General features: G+C 40.2%; 18 protein-coding genes. 14 read left to right on the top strand and 4 right to left on the bottom strand.

The features are described 5' to 3' along the window. Positions 1 to 2 precede the first annotated feature (2 nt). The 3 genes from AS141_RS15365 to AS141_RS15355 all read left to right on the top strand — a co-directional run bounded on the left by AS141_RS15365 (position 3) and on the right by AS141_RS15355 (position 1,514). Positions 3 to 647, top strand: a complete 645-nt coding sequence (locus AS141_RS15365; protein WP_057938559.1) for a DUF998 domain-containing protein — start codon at positions 3 to 5, stop codon at positions 645 to 647. A gap of 16 nt (positions 648 to 663) precedes the next feature. Next, positions 664 to 876, top strand: a complete 213-nt coding sequence (locus tag AS141_RS15360) for a DUF4287 domain-containing protein (protein WP_057938558.1) — start codon at positions 664 to 666, stop codon at positions 874 to 876. A 260-nt stretch (positions 877 to 1,136) separates the two neighbouring features. Next, positions 1,137 to 1,514, top strand: coding sequence for a DoxX family protein (locus AS141_RS15355; RefSeq protein ID WP_057938557.1), 378 nt, complete (start codon positions 1,137 to 1,139; stop codon positions 1,512 to 1,514). A gap of 55 nt (positions 1,515 to 1,569) precedes the next feature. On the opposite strand, the gene AS141_RS15350 is transcribed toward AS141_RS15355, so the two are convergent. Then, positions 1,570 to 2,127 carry a hypothetical protein gene (locus AS141_RS15350; protein WP_057938556.1) on the bottom strand — a complete coding sequence of 186 codons (558 nt, stop codon included), beginning with the start codon at positions 2,125 to 2,127 and terminating at the stop codon, positions 1,570 to 1,572. 199 nt (positions 2,128 to 2,326) lie between these two features. On the opposite strand from AS141_RS15350, the gene AS141_RS15345 reads away from it, so the two are divergent. The 6 genes from AS141_RS15345 to AS141_RS15320 all read left to right on the top strand — a co-directional run bounded on the left by AS141_RS15345 (position 2,327) and on the right by AS141_RS15320 (position 7,771). Continuing rightward, complete coding sequence (locus AS141_RS15345) at positions 2,327 to 3,496, top strand: sensor histidine kinase (protein WP_057938555.1); 1,170 nt, start codon at positions 2,327 to 2,329, stop codon at positions 3,494 to 3,496. A 120-nt stretch (positions 3,497 to 3,616) separates the two neighbouring features. Continuing rightward, complete coding sequence (locus AS141_RS15340) at positions 3,617 to 4,342, top strand: LytR/AlgR family response regulator transcription factor (protein ID WP_057938554.1); 726 nt, start codon at positions 3,617 to 3,619, stop codon at positions 4,340 to 4,342. A 372-nt stretch (positions 4,343 to 4,714) separates the two neighbouring features. Further along, a complete protein-coding gene (locus tag AS141_RS15335; protein WP_057938553.1) occupies positions 4,715 to 5,572 on the top strand; it encodes an AraC family transcriptional regulator in 858 nt (285 codons plus the stop codon). Between the two features lie 113 nt (positions 5,573 to 5,685). Next, on the top strand, positions 5,686 to 6,210 hold the full coding sequence (locus AS141_RS15330) for a DinB family protein (RefSeq protein WP_157243489.1): 525 nt from the start codon (positions 5,686 to 5,688) through the stop codon (positions 6,208 to 6,210). 29 nt (positions 6,211 to 6,239) lie between these two features. Next, on the top strand, positions 6,240 to 6,836 hold the full coding sequence (locus AS141_RS15325; protein WP_232424934.1) for an alpha/beta fold hydrolase: 597 nt from the start codon (positions 6,240 to 6,242) through the stop codon (positions 6,834 to 6,836). Between the two features lie 266 nt (positions 6,837 to 7,102). Further along, on the top strand, positions 7,103 to 7,771 hold the full coding sequence (locus tag AS141_RS15320; protein WP_057938551.1) for a DUF6624 domain-containing protein: 669 nt from the start codon (positions 7,103 to 7,105) through the stop codon (positions 7,769 to 7,771). Positions 7,772 to 7,997: 226 nt separating this feature from the next. Here the strand turns inward: AS141_RS15320 and AS141_RS15315 are convergent, their stop codons facing one another. The 3 genes from AS141_RS15315 to AS141_RS15305 form a co-directional block, all read right to left on the bottom strand. Then, on the bottom strand, positions 7,998 to 8,885 hold the full coding sequence (locus AS141_RS15315) for a hypothetical protein (protein ID WP_057938636.1): 888 nt from the start codon (positions 8,883 to 8,885) through the stop codon (positions 7,998 to 8,000). A 10-nt stretch (positions 8,886 to 8,895) separates the two neighbouring features. After that, positions 8,896 to 10,350, bottom strand: a complete 1,455-nt coding sequence (locus AS141_RS15310) for an MBOAT family O-acyltransferase (protein WP_057938550.1) — start codon at positions 10,348 to 10,350, stop codon at positions 8,896 to 8,898. Between the two features lie 224 nt (positions 10,351 to 10,574). Continuing rightward, entirely contained in the window at positions 10,575 to 11,483 is a 909-nt protein-coding gene (locus AS141_RS15305) for a pirin family protein (RefSeq protein WP_057938549.1), read from the bottom strand. A 365-nt stretch (positions 11,484 to 11,848) separates the two neighbouring features. Here AS141_RS15305 and AS141_RS15300 point away from each other — a divergent pair, with 365 nt between their 5' ends. The 5 genes from AS141_RS15300 (at position 11,849) to AS141_RS15285 (ending at position 15,801) form a co-directional block, all read left to right on the top strand. Next, complete coding sequence (locus AS141_RS15300) at positions 11,849 to 12,289, top strand: response regulator (protein ID WP_057938548.1); 441 nt, start codon at positions 11,849 to 11,851, stop codon at positions 12,287 to 12,289. An 88-nt stretch (positions 12,290 to 12,377) separates the two neighbouring features. Beyond that, entirely contained in the window at positions 12,378 to 13,481 is a 1,104-nt protein-coding gene (locus tag AS141_RS15295) for a sensor histidine kinase (protein ID WP_057938547.1), read from the top strand. Between the two features lie 216 nt (positions 13,482 to 13,697). After that, positions 13,698 to 13,844, top strand: coding sequence for a hypothetical protein (locus tag AS141_RS26610; protein WP_157243488.1), 147 nt, complete (start codon positions 13,698 to 13,700; stop codon positions 13,842 to 13,844). A gap of 218 nt (positions 13,845 to 14,062) precedes the next feature. After that, a complete protein-coding gene (locus AS141_RS15290) occupies positions 14,063 to 14,680 on the top strand; it encodes an RNA polymerase sigma factor (protein ID WP_057938546.1) in 618 nt (205 codons plus the stop codon). 107 nt (positions 14,681 to 14,787) lie between these two features. Next, the gene (locus AS141_RS15285; protein ID WP_057938545.1) at positions 14,788 to 15,801 is read left to right on the top strand and encodes a FecR family protein; all 1,014 of its coding nucleotides are present in this window, start codon (positions 14,788 to 14,790) and stop codon (positions 15,799 to 15,801) included. Positions 15,802 to 15,808: the final 7 nt, after the last annotated feature.

Raw genomic sequence — 15,808 nt, 5'->3', positions numbered from 1 at the left:
GTATGAATGCACTTAAAGTTTCAAAGATTTCTGCTATTGGGTTTATTGGCATCTTATTAATACACCACATTGTTAACCCAGATATCAATCCAGGTTGGCAACCTATCAGTATGTATGCACTTGGAAAATTAGGTTGGCTAATGAACATCGCATTTATCTTGCTTGGGGTGTCATTTTTGGCGCTTGGAATATATTTATTCAAAAATGTCCAAACTTCAGGTGCAAAAATTGGCGGGATATTTTTGGTAATCGCTGCCATTGGTAATTTCCTTGCAGGAATATTCAATACAGACCCTGTTGATACCCTACCAGAACAAATGACAACAAGTGGAAGCATACACGCAGGGGCAGCAGGATTGTTAGCGTTTTTTATTATTGCCACAATCTTCATCAGCTTTCAATTTTTAAAGCGAGGAAACCTAAAGCCGTTTAAAGTTAGCGTATTGGCAATGACTGGATTGGTTTTAATTGCCGAAATTGTGGTGATTGCTGCAATGGGAATATATCTTGCAGAAACCAACGGAATGTTGACACCTGAAACACCCATTGGTGGTTTAGGACGAGTAGTGATTATAGCCTGCACACTTTGGGTAATAGTAACTTCGACTTCTTTAGGTAAGGCACATAGTCAAACTAATTTCCAATAATTTTTACCTCAAGAAGATGTCATTTCAAGCTTACATAGAAAACATTCAAAAGAAAACAGGTAAATCACCTGATGATTTTAAAAAATTGGCAGAAGAAAAAGGTTTTCTGCTAAATGGCGAACTAACTGTGAAGGCAACTCAGATAACTGATTGGTTAAAAGAAGAATTTGAGTTGGGGCACGGACACGCAATGGCAATTTATGCTTCTTTGAAAGGAAAAACCGTGTGAAAGAACATCGAACCGCCAACGGCGTGTATGAGTAATAGCGGGTGAAGTGGTAAATCTAAGACCTGTACTTCTAAGAAACTTTGTGCTAAACGGAAAGGTAATTGCTTCTAATCCGCTAATACACATACATATAAACCATATGACCATAAAAAATCAAATTGTAATCAGATGAAATCGAGCATGACGCAAGCGACACACACCGGGATGATTATAATGCATGCGAGATTCCATATGGCTCTTAAAAGACAAATTATAATCAGATGAAAAATAAAATCCTTTTCGTTGCCTGTCTTTTGACCGGACTGATGTTTATTAACGCAGGTCTCAACAAGTTTTTCAACTACATTCCCATGCCGGAGGATTTACCGCAGGAGGTAATGACCATGTTTGAGGCCATGATGACGATTACCTGGCTTATGCCACTCATCGCCATCTTTGAGATTATAGGAGGAGCATTGCTTATCATTCCCAAATGGCGGGCATTGGGCATTCTGATACTTGTCCCGCTGATGGTGGGAATCCTTGCGCACCATATTACTTTGGGTGATTACAATCCGCTCCCATTTGTGATGGCGGCGATTCTTATTTGGGCAGCTTTCGAAAACAAAGAAAAGTATTTGCCTATTATCAAAAGCTAAGATCAATCGATGGCCGGAATAGGATTAGTGATGTATTCGGGTTAAGGAATCCGGATTAGCCCTTTCCCTCTTGTTTGCTCTTGCGTTGGAGTCTTTTATAGGTCCTCCACAGCAGAGGGCCATCTCTCTTGGCATCTTTTTCAAATTCCCTTTCTTTATAGGAGATTTCATCAAGGTCGATCTTTCTACCATGATACATGACAGACTTCTGCTCAGACTGGGTGAGTTGTCCGGAGTGATATTGATGCATGTGTATCAGTTCATGCATCAATACCACTCCCACATTTGGGCATCCCTTCCTTAACCTGATAAAATAGATATTGGGTTGCTGGTGGCTGATCATTCCGTAAAAATCAGACCTATCCAAAAAACTCACCCGGATATAGGCATCCCGGATATCATATTTTTCGCAAAACCAGCGGATAGGGTCTTTTGCTTCATAGTAGGTGTGGTTTCTGATGTGAAGACCCCGGATGGTGTCATTGTTCTGAAAGCCGCTTTGATTTGGTGAATTGACATTGGCCTGAACCGGTGTTGGATAGAAAACCGACGCAAATAAAAGGGTAAGGATCAGATAGGTATTACTGACGGCAACTAGTGGGTTGATTTTCATGGCAGCGTGTTTTACCTCAAATAAAAATGAAGTTGGGGTCGTAAACCGGTTTTTTAGCCCAATCCAAACACTGCATCTACATACAGTGGATTTGAGGAAGTAAATGCCATTTCCCGTATGTCAGTGCTGTTTGTAGCACAGATAGGTTGTTCGTCTAAAAAAGCAACCTTATAGCTACTTATTTGATAACTTTAAGGCAATGAGAGATCATCTTCAAGGCAATTTCACCCAGGATATATGGCTTTTCCCTGTCCGGCTACCTACTTGGCTTAGACACAAGTCACTTCGCCATTTATTGTTTTGGTGTGCGCTGTTGGTGTACGAGGGGCTTATTTGGGGGATGGTGGATGGAGATTTTAACAGGAGGATCGTAACCTCCTTTATCGAATTGCCGATAAAAATGATGGCGACGTATTTTACCATTTATTTTCTCATCGACCGTCTGTTGATGAAAAGGAAGTATTTATGGTTTTTCAATGCGCTTATTTTATCCATCGTTGGATTCGCCATTTTGATGAGGATACAGGCTTATTACCTGATATACCCTGTCTATCTGCCGGAAGCTACCGAGGTTCCTCTTTTTTACTTTCCCAAGATATTCATAGCCTTAGTCACCTTATATTCATTGGTGGCAATATTGGCTTCTTTTCACATGACCAAATTGTGGTTTCTTCATGAGCGGGCTACGAGGGAATTGCAGGAAATAGCACAAAAGCTTCAAAATGAAAAACTGGAAGCCGAGCTTAAAGTGCTAAAATCCCAGATCAACCCGCATTTTCTGTTTAATACGCTTAATAACCTGTATGTACTTACCTTGAAACATTCAGACAAGGCTCCGGAAACTGTCTATAGGTTGTCAGAGTTGATGAACTATATGCTTTATGAAAGCAATCAACCAAAGGTGTTCCTCGAGAAAGAGATCCAATACTTACAAAACTATATAGCGCTGGAAAAATTGAGATATGACCCCAATGTGGATATCAATCTCAACGTGTATGGAGAAACGTCTGATATTCAGGTTGCCCCGCTTTTGATTTTACCATTCGTTGAAAACGGGTTCAAACATGGATTGAGCAAAGAAAGAGACAGTGGATGGCTGACGGTGGATATCCAGGTCAAGGCAAATACGTTGATCATAAAAGTGGAAAACAGCAAGGAAGCGGCAGAAACTAAAACACCCCATCTGCCGTCGGGAATCGGATTGGAAAACGTGAGGAAAAGACTGGATTTGATCTACCCCGGACGACATGAACTTAAGATTTTTTCCGAAGAGCAAACCTTCTTGGCAGTATTGAGGATAGCCATATCTGATTCAGATAGGAAAAAGTACAGCGAGAAATCATTGTCCAGTAAACAGGCTGTTCTATAAAATCTTGCACGTCTGAGACAGGCATGTTTCAGGCAACTTACTGATACACGATTATTAACTGTGCGAGACAGGGATAGACCTTTAAAAGACAAATTTTAATCGGATAAAATCAAGCAGGCCATGAATTGTATTGTAATAGATGATGAACCCTTGGCACGTCAGCTGATTGAGTCTTACATCGAAAAGGTAGATGGACTTCAGTTGGTCAGAAGTTGCACCAGTGCTGTGGAAGCATTTGAAGTCGTTCACCAAAGCCATGTTGATTTACTTTTTTTGGATATAGAAATGCCCAAGGTGTCGGGGTTGGATTTTTTAAGGTCTTTGCGCAATCCACCAAAAGTGATCCTTACTACTGCCTATAGGGAATTTGCACTGGAGGCGTACGAACTGGATGTCATTGACTATTTGCTGAAGCCGGTTTTGTTTGAACGGTTTCTCAAAAGCATCAGTAAAGTCTATGAGGTACATGCTGTCAGTAAAAAGCCGACAGATCGCTTATCAGATACAGGTACAGCTAAGGACGAACCCTATTTGTATCTTAAGGAGGATAGGGAGATGGTAAAGGTATTTTTGAAAGACATCCTATTTATCGAAAGCATGAAAGACTATGTAAAAGTCAAGACGGTGGAGGGGCAGATTGTCAGCTACCAACGGATTGGCTACATGGAAGAAAAACTACCGGATGATAGATTCATTCGGGTCCATCGTTCTTTTATCATCGCTTTTTCCTGGGTGTCTTCCTATACGATGTATGGAGTGAAAGTAGGGCAGAAAGAGATTCCCATAGGGAGGAATTACAAGCAATCTGCCCTTAAGGCTCTTAATAAGAATAATGTGATCAAATAGCTTTTTTTGGCGGGCATGTGACATAGTACCAACATTTGCTTTTATTTGCCAGTACTACCTTGAGTTTTCATATCAATTAGGCGGGCAAGATAGTTCAGATTCAGCAACTTGGTTTAGTGTTTAAGAACCATGCTTTCAGTATGCTCCGTATCGACAGGAATCGGCAAAAACCGTAAAATTCCGGGATCAATTCATCGTTAATTGATAGTTTCCCTTCTTGGTTATATATAACCTGATCGTTAAAATGCATGATAAAACAATCAGGAATCATCAAGACTGACTAGTTAAAAAATTAGAAATAGGTACAGCAAGGTCATAGAAGATCCATCAGGCACTTCAATCGATTGACTAGGTTTACATCACGTCCCACGTATGAAAGACTTTCCCATTAGGTCCATCCTCCCTCCAAAGTTCGGTGAGCTTGACAGCTTCCGAGTATTTAGTATCAGTGAAGTACTTTCCGGGGAGAATATGAACCAAGCTTTGCACCGTCATGACTTCTATTTTTTTCTCTTGGTGTCTAAGGGTAACGGCATGCATGAAATTGATTTTGTCACACACCGGATAGAGGACAACACATTGGCTATAATGCGACCCGGTCAGGTGCATCGACTCGAACTAAAGGCGGAAACTGAAGGTTATTGGCTGGCATTCAACAAAGATTTTGAGTTTTTATCTACTATTAAGGATAATACCTTATTGCGCAAAGCTACCAGCAGGAATTTCTACATTCTGGATGAAAATGAAGTGGATACATTGTCCCCCGTTTTTCAACTTATTTTATCAGAATATAAAGCCAGACAGTTGGGATTTGAACATGTCATTAAATCAAGCCTTGAAATCCTTTTGATCCATTTCCTCCGCTATCATCAAAAGCACCAAATCGTTTCTGAGGAAACAAATCAATATCAACAGGAAAAACTACAGGAATTCCTATACCTGTTGGAAACCAAAATAGGCACGATCAAACATGTTGCTGCCTTTGCAGATATGGTTCATCTTTCCCCTTACCAACTCAATTCGATTACCAAAACCCTGCTGGGGAAGACAGTTTCTGAACTCATTGATGATCAGATACTGCTTGAAGCAAAACGGCACCTTTTGGGAACTCCTAGCCAGGTAAGCCAAATTGCCTTCCAGCTCGGTTACATGGATGTTTCTTACTTCATTCGGTTTTTCAGGAAAAAAATGGGAATTACACCAGAAGCGTTTCGAAAGAACTTCCCATAAGTTCCATTCAACTCCTTAATTGTCCTATCTGCTCCGCACTATTTGTGTCCATCTTTGCTATCAATCATAGTGGCAAAATACTCTCAGATGACATCCAAATAAATACATCAGAAATGAACGTAAAACCATTAGAGCAGGTAAAACTTATAAATGAAATTGAAACGTTTCATCAAGATTTAGATAGCGCGCTTTCCAGATTTTCAGCTGAAACATTGAACGCTGTACCTTTCCAGGGAAGCTGGACAGCAGGTCAGGTGGCTGAGCATATCATTAAATCACAACTGCACATCATAGCCCCGCTGTCCGAAGGCCTAACATCGACTGCAGACCGTCTTTATGACCAAGAAGTAAATACGATACAAGAAATCTTCCGCGATAAAGAAAGCAAGGCAAAAACAGATAAAAGTATAGCTCCCGGACCACCGCCCCACAAGCTCAAGGCATTGCTTGGGACTTTACAAAAGCAAAAAGAGCAACAAATCGAAATTATCAAAACCAAGAAACTTGAGGGGTTTAGTGTCTCACTGGAATTTCCCGGTATTGGGAAACTTTCCCGCTATGAGTGGATCCACATGATGATAGAACATGGACAAAGGCACAGGAGGCAGATTGACACTATTTACGGGAAACTACATTGACCAAACGGGGCAAAAAACCATCCTACAAAATGAAAACATTGAAAATCAAGCAACAAGTATTATTTATCCACGGGGGAGGAGAAGGGGGCTACGAATCGGATAAGAAATTAGTAACCTCTCTACAAAAAGCTCTAGGAACAAAATATTACATAGACTATTCCGAAATACATTTTGATGAGTCTTTGCCAGATTTTGGTTGGAGCCATCAACTAGAAGAAAGAATTGCCAACTGCAAAAGTGATGTCATTTTAGCGGGACACTCATTCGGTGCTTCAATGATCTTAAAATGTCTTTCTGAAAATTCCGGGCACAAAAAGATTAGAGGGATTTTCCTTATCGCACCACCTTTTTGGAGTGGTAATGAAGAGTGGAAACAAGGCATAAAACTTCAAAAGGATTTTGCTGATAAGTTACCCCGCAAAACGCCCATTTTCTTCTATCATTGTAAGGACGATGAAGAAGTAGCATTTTCTCAACTGAACGATTATAAAAAGCACATTAGCCGCGCCACGTATCGGGAAATAGAAAGCGGAGGACATCAACTTAACAGCGATTTATCACTGGTCGCACAAGATATAAAGTCACTAGGGATATCAAATAATGAACAGCAACCTTCCAACTGCTAGGCCCTCGTTATGTTTGCTGCGCACAAAGTGAAATGCGACATTCACCGATACCTTAGAAACAATTGAATAGGAGGTAAGCAGCAGGTACACTCCTTATCCCGCTTCGTGCTTTTCGATATTACCACTATTGATTTGCTATCCGTGCTGACCCCCTCCCAATTAGGAATGGATTGAAGTGGGGTAATTTATTAATTTGCTCCCAGCATAGGGCAGGTAGTGTTGAAAAGTATATATTTTAGCTGTATGCTGAACAAAAATCGAATGAAATGAAAATAATTTTTATACTAATAACCGTCGGGATTTTAATTGCTGGTTGTGGGAAAAAAGACGACCAAAAAGCAGTTGCCGAAAAGGTAGAATTCAACCAAGAATTGACTGATGAACTTAAAAAAATGGTTGAAGTGGACCAAATTGCAGCTTTTGTCCCTCAAGGAAAATATAAAGAATGGTCTGCCGAAAAATGGGACTCTTTTAAAGATAGTGTTTTTACTACCCATCAAAAGAGACTGAAACAAATTTTTGACGAATATGGATTTGTAGGGTTTGATTTGGCCGGGGAAGACGGCTCTCAAAATTTTTGGTTAATGGTTCAACATTCTGATCACAATCCCGAATTTCAAAAAGAGGTTTTGGAGAAAATGAAAACCGAGGTTGAAAATGAAAATGCAAAACCAACTAACTATGGGTTGTTGGTTGACCGTGTAAGACTTAACACCGGGGAAAAACAAGTTTACGGCACGCAGGTTACCTATAACCTGAAAACAGGCCAGGCATACCCTAAAAGCTTAGAAGACAGTGTAAATGTTAACGTAAGGAGAAGTTCAATTGGGCTTGAGCCAATTGAGGAATATCTTAATAGGATGACTGAAATGCACTTTGAAATGAACAAAGACAACTATTTGAAAATAGGGGTAACCGAACCCAAGTTATATTGAACAAGAAATTAGAACCGGCAGGTTACACTAAGTCTTTTATTGAGCGCATAGCGCTGCCTACGGTGAATAGGTACTGTAGCCTTGGAGCAGAAATCCCGTGCTTGTAAACTTCATCCCCGTGATACGGATATTCTCCCTATGCCTACTGGAAAAAATGCCTATACTGTTCCTGATTTTTTCTACTTGGTTATACTTAAATAAACCTTATTGAGATCACTCAAGGATGCTATAGTATAGTCTCATTCTCTTGTCTGTCAAATAAAATATCAACGAATATTTTCCCGCCTTCTTTGTCTAAATGGTCCATGTCTCTAAACATATGGTCCTTTTCTAAAAATAAACTATCGAAATCTATTATAGGTAGATCATGTTCAAGTAATACATCATCTGCATCGTAGCTTTCATCATCCAAAATATCTACATATGTTTTGGAAAGTGGAAATCTTAATCCTACCAGTTCTATATTTTTTGCTTTGCATAATGCAATGATCCGTTGCAATGAATCTGACATCCTTGTGGAAGGATAAGAATATTCAAAGTAGTTATTGATACGGTCTTGGCTTACCTCTTCTTGTTGCAGGGTAGATAGATTCTCCCAGGAACTGCCAGATCTGCTTCCTCCCCATTTTGAAAAATCAAATAACTCAAACTGGATGAAATTTTTTATAATAAGGCTATATCTTTCATTGAGAAAAACAAAATAATATTTTAGGTATTTATCGTATAGATATGTGTGATAACTTGAGTAATCAGATTTGTCTGTATAATATGCCGATCTATCCAGGTTGTTTTGATTCTCCCGTGTAGGTGAAAGTGTGTGGTCATCTACACTGATATATACTTTTTCTACGGGTGTGTTGCGTATTAGAAATTTCAGTTTACGTTCCATATCAAGATAAGAATCACTTTGATTGGAGAAATTGTGGACATTATATATTTCGGTAAAGTCCCCTAATGGAGTGCCATGAGAATCGGCAAGTAAATATTCAGAATATTCTAAATCAACTTCATCATAACCCTTAATATAAAAACCTTTAATTAAAAAGAACATGGCAAAATTGAGAGCCAATAATAACAAAATAAAAATCGAAGCTTGTTTTAGGAACGGTTTCATACTCATATCATTAAAATTGGAAATAGATGAATTCAATTTGTTCGGAAGTATTTCCGAATACATCTATGATAAAGATGATCAGCAAATATATTGCCCATCTCCGCGCTTTACTGGGGATACGTCTGAGCCCGGCAATAGCGTATTGACTGAATCTTCCTTTCCATTCCACACATAGAAAACCGCCTATTAATACAAGCAGGGTGATTGCCCCCGGAAATAATGAGAAAGCAGGGAATTCAAATAGTTTTGATGAAAAAATACCGGAAATGTAGCTTAGTGCATGGTTCATATTTTCGGCTCTAAAAAATATCCAGGCAAAGACAGTCAAAGAAAAAGTAGCCAGCATGGCAAACATTTCTCTGACGCTTGGAAATCTTTTATCCAAGGCCACAGTCCCAAGGTTTTTCCTGTTTTTACCAAATACCAGCAAAGGAATGAAGTAAATAGCATTGAGCGCACCCCAGACTATAAAAGTCCAGTTTGCACCATGCCAGAAACCACTGATCAGGAATATGATGAAAATGTTTCTTATTTGCTGTCCTTTACTTCCTTGGCTGCCGCCTAATGGTATGTATACATAGTCTCTAAACCAGGTGGAAAGGGAAATATGCCATCGGCGCCAAAATTCTGCCATATCTCTGGAGAAATAAGGATAAGCGAAGTTCTGCATTAAATTAAATCCAAATAATCTTGATGTTCCAATTGCGATATCAGAATAGCCGGAAAAATCCCCATATATCTGGAAAGTAAAAAACAAGGCTCCAAGCAGTAGTGTACTGCCCCCATAATCAGAGGAATTATTAAATATTGTATTGGCAAATTCAGCGCAGTTATCTGCGATTACAACTTTTTTAACTAGTCCCCACAATATCTGGCGCAACCCATCAGTAGCCTGTAGATAATCAAACTTCCTTCTTTCAAAAAACTGGGGAAGTAGATTAGATGCTCTCTCTATGGGACCTGCTACAAGCTGTGGAAAAAAGCTAACAAAAGCGGTGAAAGCCACCAAATCCTTTGTAGCCTGTAACTTTTTCCTATATATATCTATAGAATAGCTCATAGTTTGAAAAGTATAAAAGCTAATCCCTACAGGTAAAATAATATTCAGCGTATGTGCTTTAATAGGCATTCCCATAAATGTAAAAGCTGTAATAAAATTATCGAGGAAAAAATTATAATATTTAAAAAAGGCAAGTAAACCTATATTCACCAATAGACTTAAAACCAAAAGACCTTTACGCCTAAAGGGATTTTCCACTTTGTCTAACTGTATGCCTACGATATAATCAACTAATGTACTAAATGCTATCAAAGCCAAAAACCTCCAATCCCACCAGCCATAGAATAAATAGCTGGCAGCTACAATGAGGAAATTTTGTGACCTCAGGCTGTTTTTGAAGACAAACCAATATAGAATAAAGACTGTCGGCAAGAAAACAGCAAAATCAAGGGAATTGAAAAGCATGCGGTACTAGAGATTATTCGGGGATGGGGTGATGGTTCATATGGGGTGCTAATCTGCAAACATATAAAAAAGTATGAACAACCCAATAGGGGGGATGGCCTATGTGTATCTCCGGGCTATCTTGATCTTTCAGACCAGATTTTTGGAGGAATCATGGAGTCCAATATAAGATAGGTGCCAAAGGGAGCTAGATATGCGTTTGCTTTATCGAAGCAAACAGAATATTAGGATAGCGCACTAGGTGGTGGCCCTCCGGCAGGCTTTGACCTATCTTCAGGCAGGGGAACAAATTCTTTATTATCCGTAGGAGGTAAAAGAATTCTTCCCTGCTTCCAGTCTTCCTTGGCCTGCTCAATGCGTTCTTTTCTGCTGGATACGAAGTTCCACCAAATATATCGGTTCCCAAGGTGTTCTCCTCCCAACATCATCAACGTAGTGTTTTCCTTTGCAATAATCAGGGGATCGACTCCTTTGGTAAATACCAACAGTTTACCCGCTGTATAAGTGACCCCACTCACTTCCACACTTCCTTTTACAATGTAGGCACCTCTTTCGCTATGACCCGTGGGAAGCCCAAACCGGGCACCTTCTTGTAGTACTACGTGCAGGTAAAACAAAGGGGAGCTTGTCCTGACATGACTGGTCAACCCATACGCATCTCCGGCTATCAGGCGCATCCAAACCCCATTGTCGGTAAAAACAGGCAATTCTTCCGCAGTATAATTTTTAAATGTAGGGTCTGTTTCCTCATCTTTTTCAGGAAGGGCAACCCAGGTTTGGATCATTTCCAGTCCTCCGGCAGCCAGTACTGCGGGATCTTCAAAACGCTCGCTATGAGCTATTCCTTTTCCTGCGGTCATCCAGTTCACCTCTCCTGGCTTGATCACTTGCTCCACGCCAAGACTATCCCTATGGGTTACATTACCTTCAAGAAGGTAACTCACAGTGGACAGTCCAATATGGGGATGGGGCAACACATCCAGATTGGTGGTGGCGGGAACACTGACCGGACCGCCATGATCCATAAAAATAAAGGGGCCTACCATTCTCCTTAACTGGAATGGAAGAATGCGTTTTACGGAAAATCCAGGACTTATTACCGCCTGCCGGGATTCTATTACGATATCAAGCATAGTTTATTGACAGTTAACCCGAAATTACATATACAAAATATAATAGGGCTACCATATAATTTATTTTTTTTCTCTCTTTTATAAATAACTATTGAAGTAGATGGGGCTGAGGAACTGATCGGGATTTATGATCCCGATCACATAGCTGACAGTTAATAGCCACTGCGGTAGCGTTTGGGTTATACAAACGGAATTTTATTCAAATCAATATTTTCGTATCCTGCCCCTGGCATTGTAATATTGGGCGGGAGAAACGGACTAAATTCTTTATTAAAGCTTGGGTTATGTCCTCGGTTCTCCTACTTTCATTAATTGGCCACAACAATTAACTTTAGCTCCTAGCCGACCCATAAACGTTTCCAAAATTGAAGCCTATCTATACCAAACTATCCGAAATTAACTTTCTTTTGATTGATGATGACCCCGATGACAGGATGTTTTTTAATATAGCATTGAAAAAAGTTCCATTTCCTATCCACTACCTCTCAGCCTCCGATGGCCGTAAAGGCCTGGATTTGCTGGCAACTTCAACCCATAAACCCCAGTACATCTTTTTGGATCTGAATATGCCACTGCTGTCGGGGAAACAATGCCTTACCCGTATTCGCCAGATCCCGGGATTCGAAAATGTACCTATTGTTATCTTTTCCACTTCATCCTATCATGGAGACATAGAAGAATGTCAGAAGTTAGGAGCCTCCCATTTCTTTACCAAAGTTCATAAAGTACAAACCTTGACAGACACTATTTCTAAATTAATTTCCGGAATTGAGCTGCCTTTTGTCCTGAATTCACCAACACCATGAAATCGAGCATGACGAAAACGTCACACACTGAGATGATTATTCACCATGCGAGATTCCATGTGGCCTTTAAAACACAAATTATAATCACATGAAAGACAATACCGATGCTATCCATAATGAAATTCGATTCCAGCGAATGATTGAACAGGTAGAGGACTATGCGATAATCTTATTGAACACCGAAGGAAATATACTGAACTGGAATAAGGGGGCTGAAAAAATCAAAGGTTATAGAGAGGATGAGATATTGGGCAAAAACTTCAGTGTATTCTATCTACCCCAGGACCAGCAGGATGGCTTGCCCTTCAAGCTGATCACTGAGGCCAGGAATAATGGAAGGGCTAGTCACGAGGGGTTTCGGCTGCGCAAAGATGGCAGTGCCTTTTGGGGATATATCGTAATCACTGCCTTGCATGATGAACTTGGCCAGGTGATCGGGTTTACGAAAGTGACACGTGATCTCACGGAGCGAAAACTCGCCGAAGAACAAAAAGACCGGGATGCCAAAAGCATAGAAATGCAAAATAAACAGCTGGAGGAATTTGCCTATGTGACTTCGCATGATCTGCAGGAGCCTATCCGTAAAATCAGGGCATTTATAGATCTTGCCAAAAGCGAAATTGATGATCGGGAAAGCCTCGAATTCTACTTGGGGAAAATAGATGCCAGCGCAGAAAAGATGGTGCAATTGATAAAAGGTGTACTTAATTATTCAAGACTTTCATATGAAAGAACAGAATTTTATGAAGTGGATTTGAATACCGTAGTAGCAGATGTATTGTCAGGATTTGATGTATTGTTTGCCGAAAAAAATGTCATAATTGAAGTGTCGGATTTGCCGGTGATCAAAGCTGTTCCTGTCCAGATTCATCAGCTCTTCAGTAACTTGATCAGCAATGCAGTCAAATTCAATCTCGCCCGACCCCAGATCAAAATTTCTTCCATTTCAAAATCTCTTGATGGGCAGGGGGTGATACACTCCATTATAGTTGCTGATAATGGAATGGGTTTTGACCAGGCCTATGCTGACCAAGTTTTTGAGCCTTTCAAAAGATTGACCACCAGCTTCAATGGAACCGGGATTGGGCTGGCACTTTGCAAAAGAATTGTAGAAAACCATCAAGGAAGCATATCCGTGCTGAGTAAACCTGGTCAGGGTACTACTTTTACCCTTTTATTTCCCGGTTTTTAACCTGATTCTATTAAGATTTGATGCCTTGAACGTCTCCTGTTTGTTTTCTTAATACTAAGGGAAATAAGCATGCCGATCATGTCACGGTATTGCGCTGATTATATTTCAACATTGTTACTCAATTCCTCAAGAACGGTGGGCAATTGGCCATAAGCAAGATTCCCTTACAGCCTCCTGTACCGAGCTCCGTTCTCACAGAATCTGTAGGCAGGAAAGATGTTTTTTTCCCTTTTACCATGGGTTCAATTCCTGGCTGCCCAAAATACCTATCCCGAAGAAGCCGGACTGACTCTACTGCAGATTTTTGCAACCCTGATCTCCAGAAACTGGAATATCAATGGCCCATCTACCATTCCAAACTAGCTGACATCAAACTTACATTGATATTTTTGTGATTAGGATGAGTGGGAGGGGCAATACATGAGACGGGATTTTTTTACCCGATATTTCTAAGATAAAATCCAAATTTTTTCCAGGGAAGTTTACTTTAATTTCATATTATCATTTTATTACAGATCGATTGGCAGCTTTGAAGAGGGATTCGAAACAATTTACTTTGAGCTGTTATAATACCTGTAACCTTGGAAAAATCAGACCCACTTTCTTTACAACTCCTCGTAAAAAAACTTTCCCAGGGAGATGAATCATCCTTTGAGGAGCTGTTTCGGCTATTTTTCAAAAAGATTTACAATGTCTCCAGAAAAATGGGGCTGAATCATGAGGAGGCCGAAGAAATAGTACAGGAAGTTTTTTTGAAAATCTGGAAATACAAGGCAAAGCTTGATCCTGAACTTTCTATCAATGCCTATATAATTGCCATCATAAGATCTCTGGTCATTAAGAAAAACAGAAAGGAGGCCCGTTTTTTTGCTTTCCAACAGTACCAGATTCCGCAGATGGATCCGGTGTCTGCCCATACTCCCGATGATGACATGATTTATTCTGAACTCTATAGTATTTCTATGGAAATCATCGAAAAACTGCCGCCGGCTCAAAAGCAGGTTTTTAAAATGAGACATCTGGAGAATAGATCCTTTGAAGAGATAGCCGGGAAATTGGATGTTTCACAGCGCACAGTGGAAAATCAGGTATTCCGGGCTACTAAATGGGTTAAGAAAAGACTTTCACAGCTGGAAATAGTATCGGTAAGTATTTTGTTTATTGCAGTCAGTGCGATCTTTCATTCCATTGTTAAGTGATTGTTAAAAATTATCTAGATGCTTAACAATTATTTTCAAAATTTTTTCGCATTTCAAGTGAGTAGATTTTTCATTCCGAGGCTATATAGTTTTGTAATTGGCCAAGTATGGATTTTAATAAGATACGCAGGGAGTTTTATGAAGGAAAACTCTCCCGGGAACAGGCAAAGGATTTTTTGGAATTCCTGGAAAGTCAGGAGGCAGAAGATGTGCTGTCTGCAGAAATAATTCGATTTTGGTCGAGTAAGATCAAAGAGGCGGATCATGCAGTTGAAAACAATGAACTTTGGGAAAAAATCAACAGCAAGAAGGACGGCTATTCCACCCCTTTCCTGCCAAAAGAGCCAAAAATCAGAAAAATTTACAGGCTTACTTGGCTCAAGGTAGCAGTTGTGTTTTTGGTTCTTGGACTGACCTCTGTCTTTTTCCTCCAAAGCCGACAGGAAAAAGAACAAAATGACACTCTGGGAGTTCAGGATGTTTTTGTTACCAATACCAATCCCAAAGGCCAAAAAACCAAAGTACTGCTTGAAGATGGGTCCGTAGTGTATCTGAATTCACAAAGCAGCATCACTTATCCTGAAAACTTTAAGTCTGACAGAACTATTAAGCTTGACGGGGAGGCATACTTTGAAGTAGCCAAAGATCCTGGGCATCCCTTTGAAGTGGAGGCCAATGGCATTATTACCACTGCGTTAGGCACCTCATTCAATATTTCCACATTTAATGAAGACCAGCAGGTAGCGGTAACCCTGCTCACCGGAAAGGTAAAACTAAACCAGCATGGTAAAGATGCCTATTTAGAACTGAATCCGGGAGAGGAGTCATTGCTTTCTCCGGATTCTCCACAGATGGAAAAATATCAGGTAAGTGCGGCGGAAAGGATCCTGTGGATCGAAGGCATACTGAAATTTGATGAAGCTTCCCTGGACGAAATGGTGGAAATTCTGGAGCGCTGGTATGGCGTGGCCATTACCGTAAACGGACATCCCAAGGCTTTAAAGGCCTCAGGGGTTTTTGATAATCAGGAGTCGCTCAGAAATGTGTTGAACGTAATGAGCAGGACGCTGAAATTTGAATTTGTAATGGATGATCAGGTTATAACTCTAAATTTTAACTAGTGCCTAT

The organism is Algoriphagus resistens (assembly GCF_001442615.1).
Taxonomy (GTDB): Bacteria; Bacteroidota; Bacteroidia; order Cytophagales; family Cyclobacteriaceae; genus Algoriphagus; species Algoriphagus resistens.
This window is presented reverse-complemented; position numbering and strand designations above follow the sequence as displayed.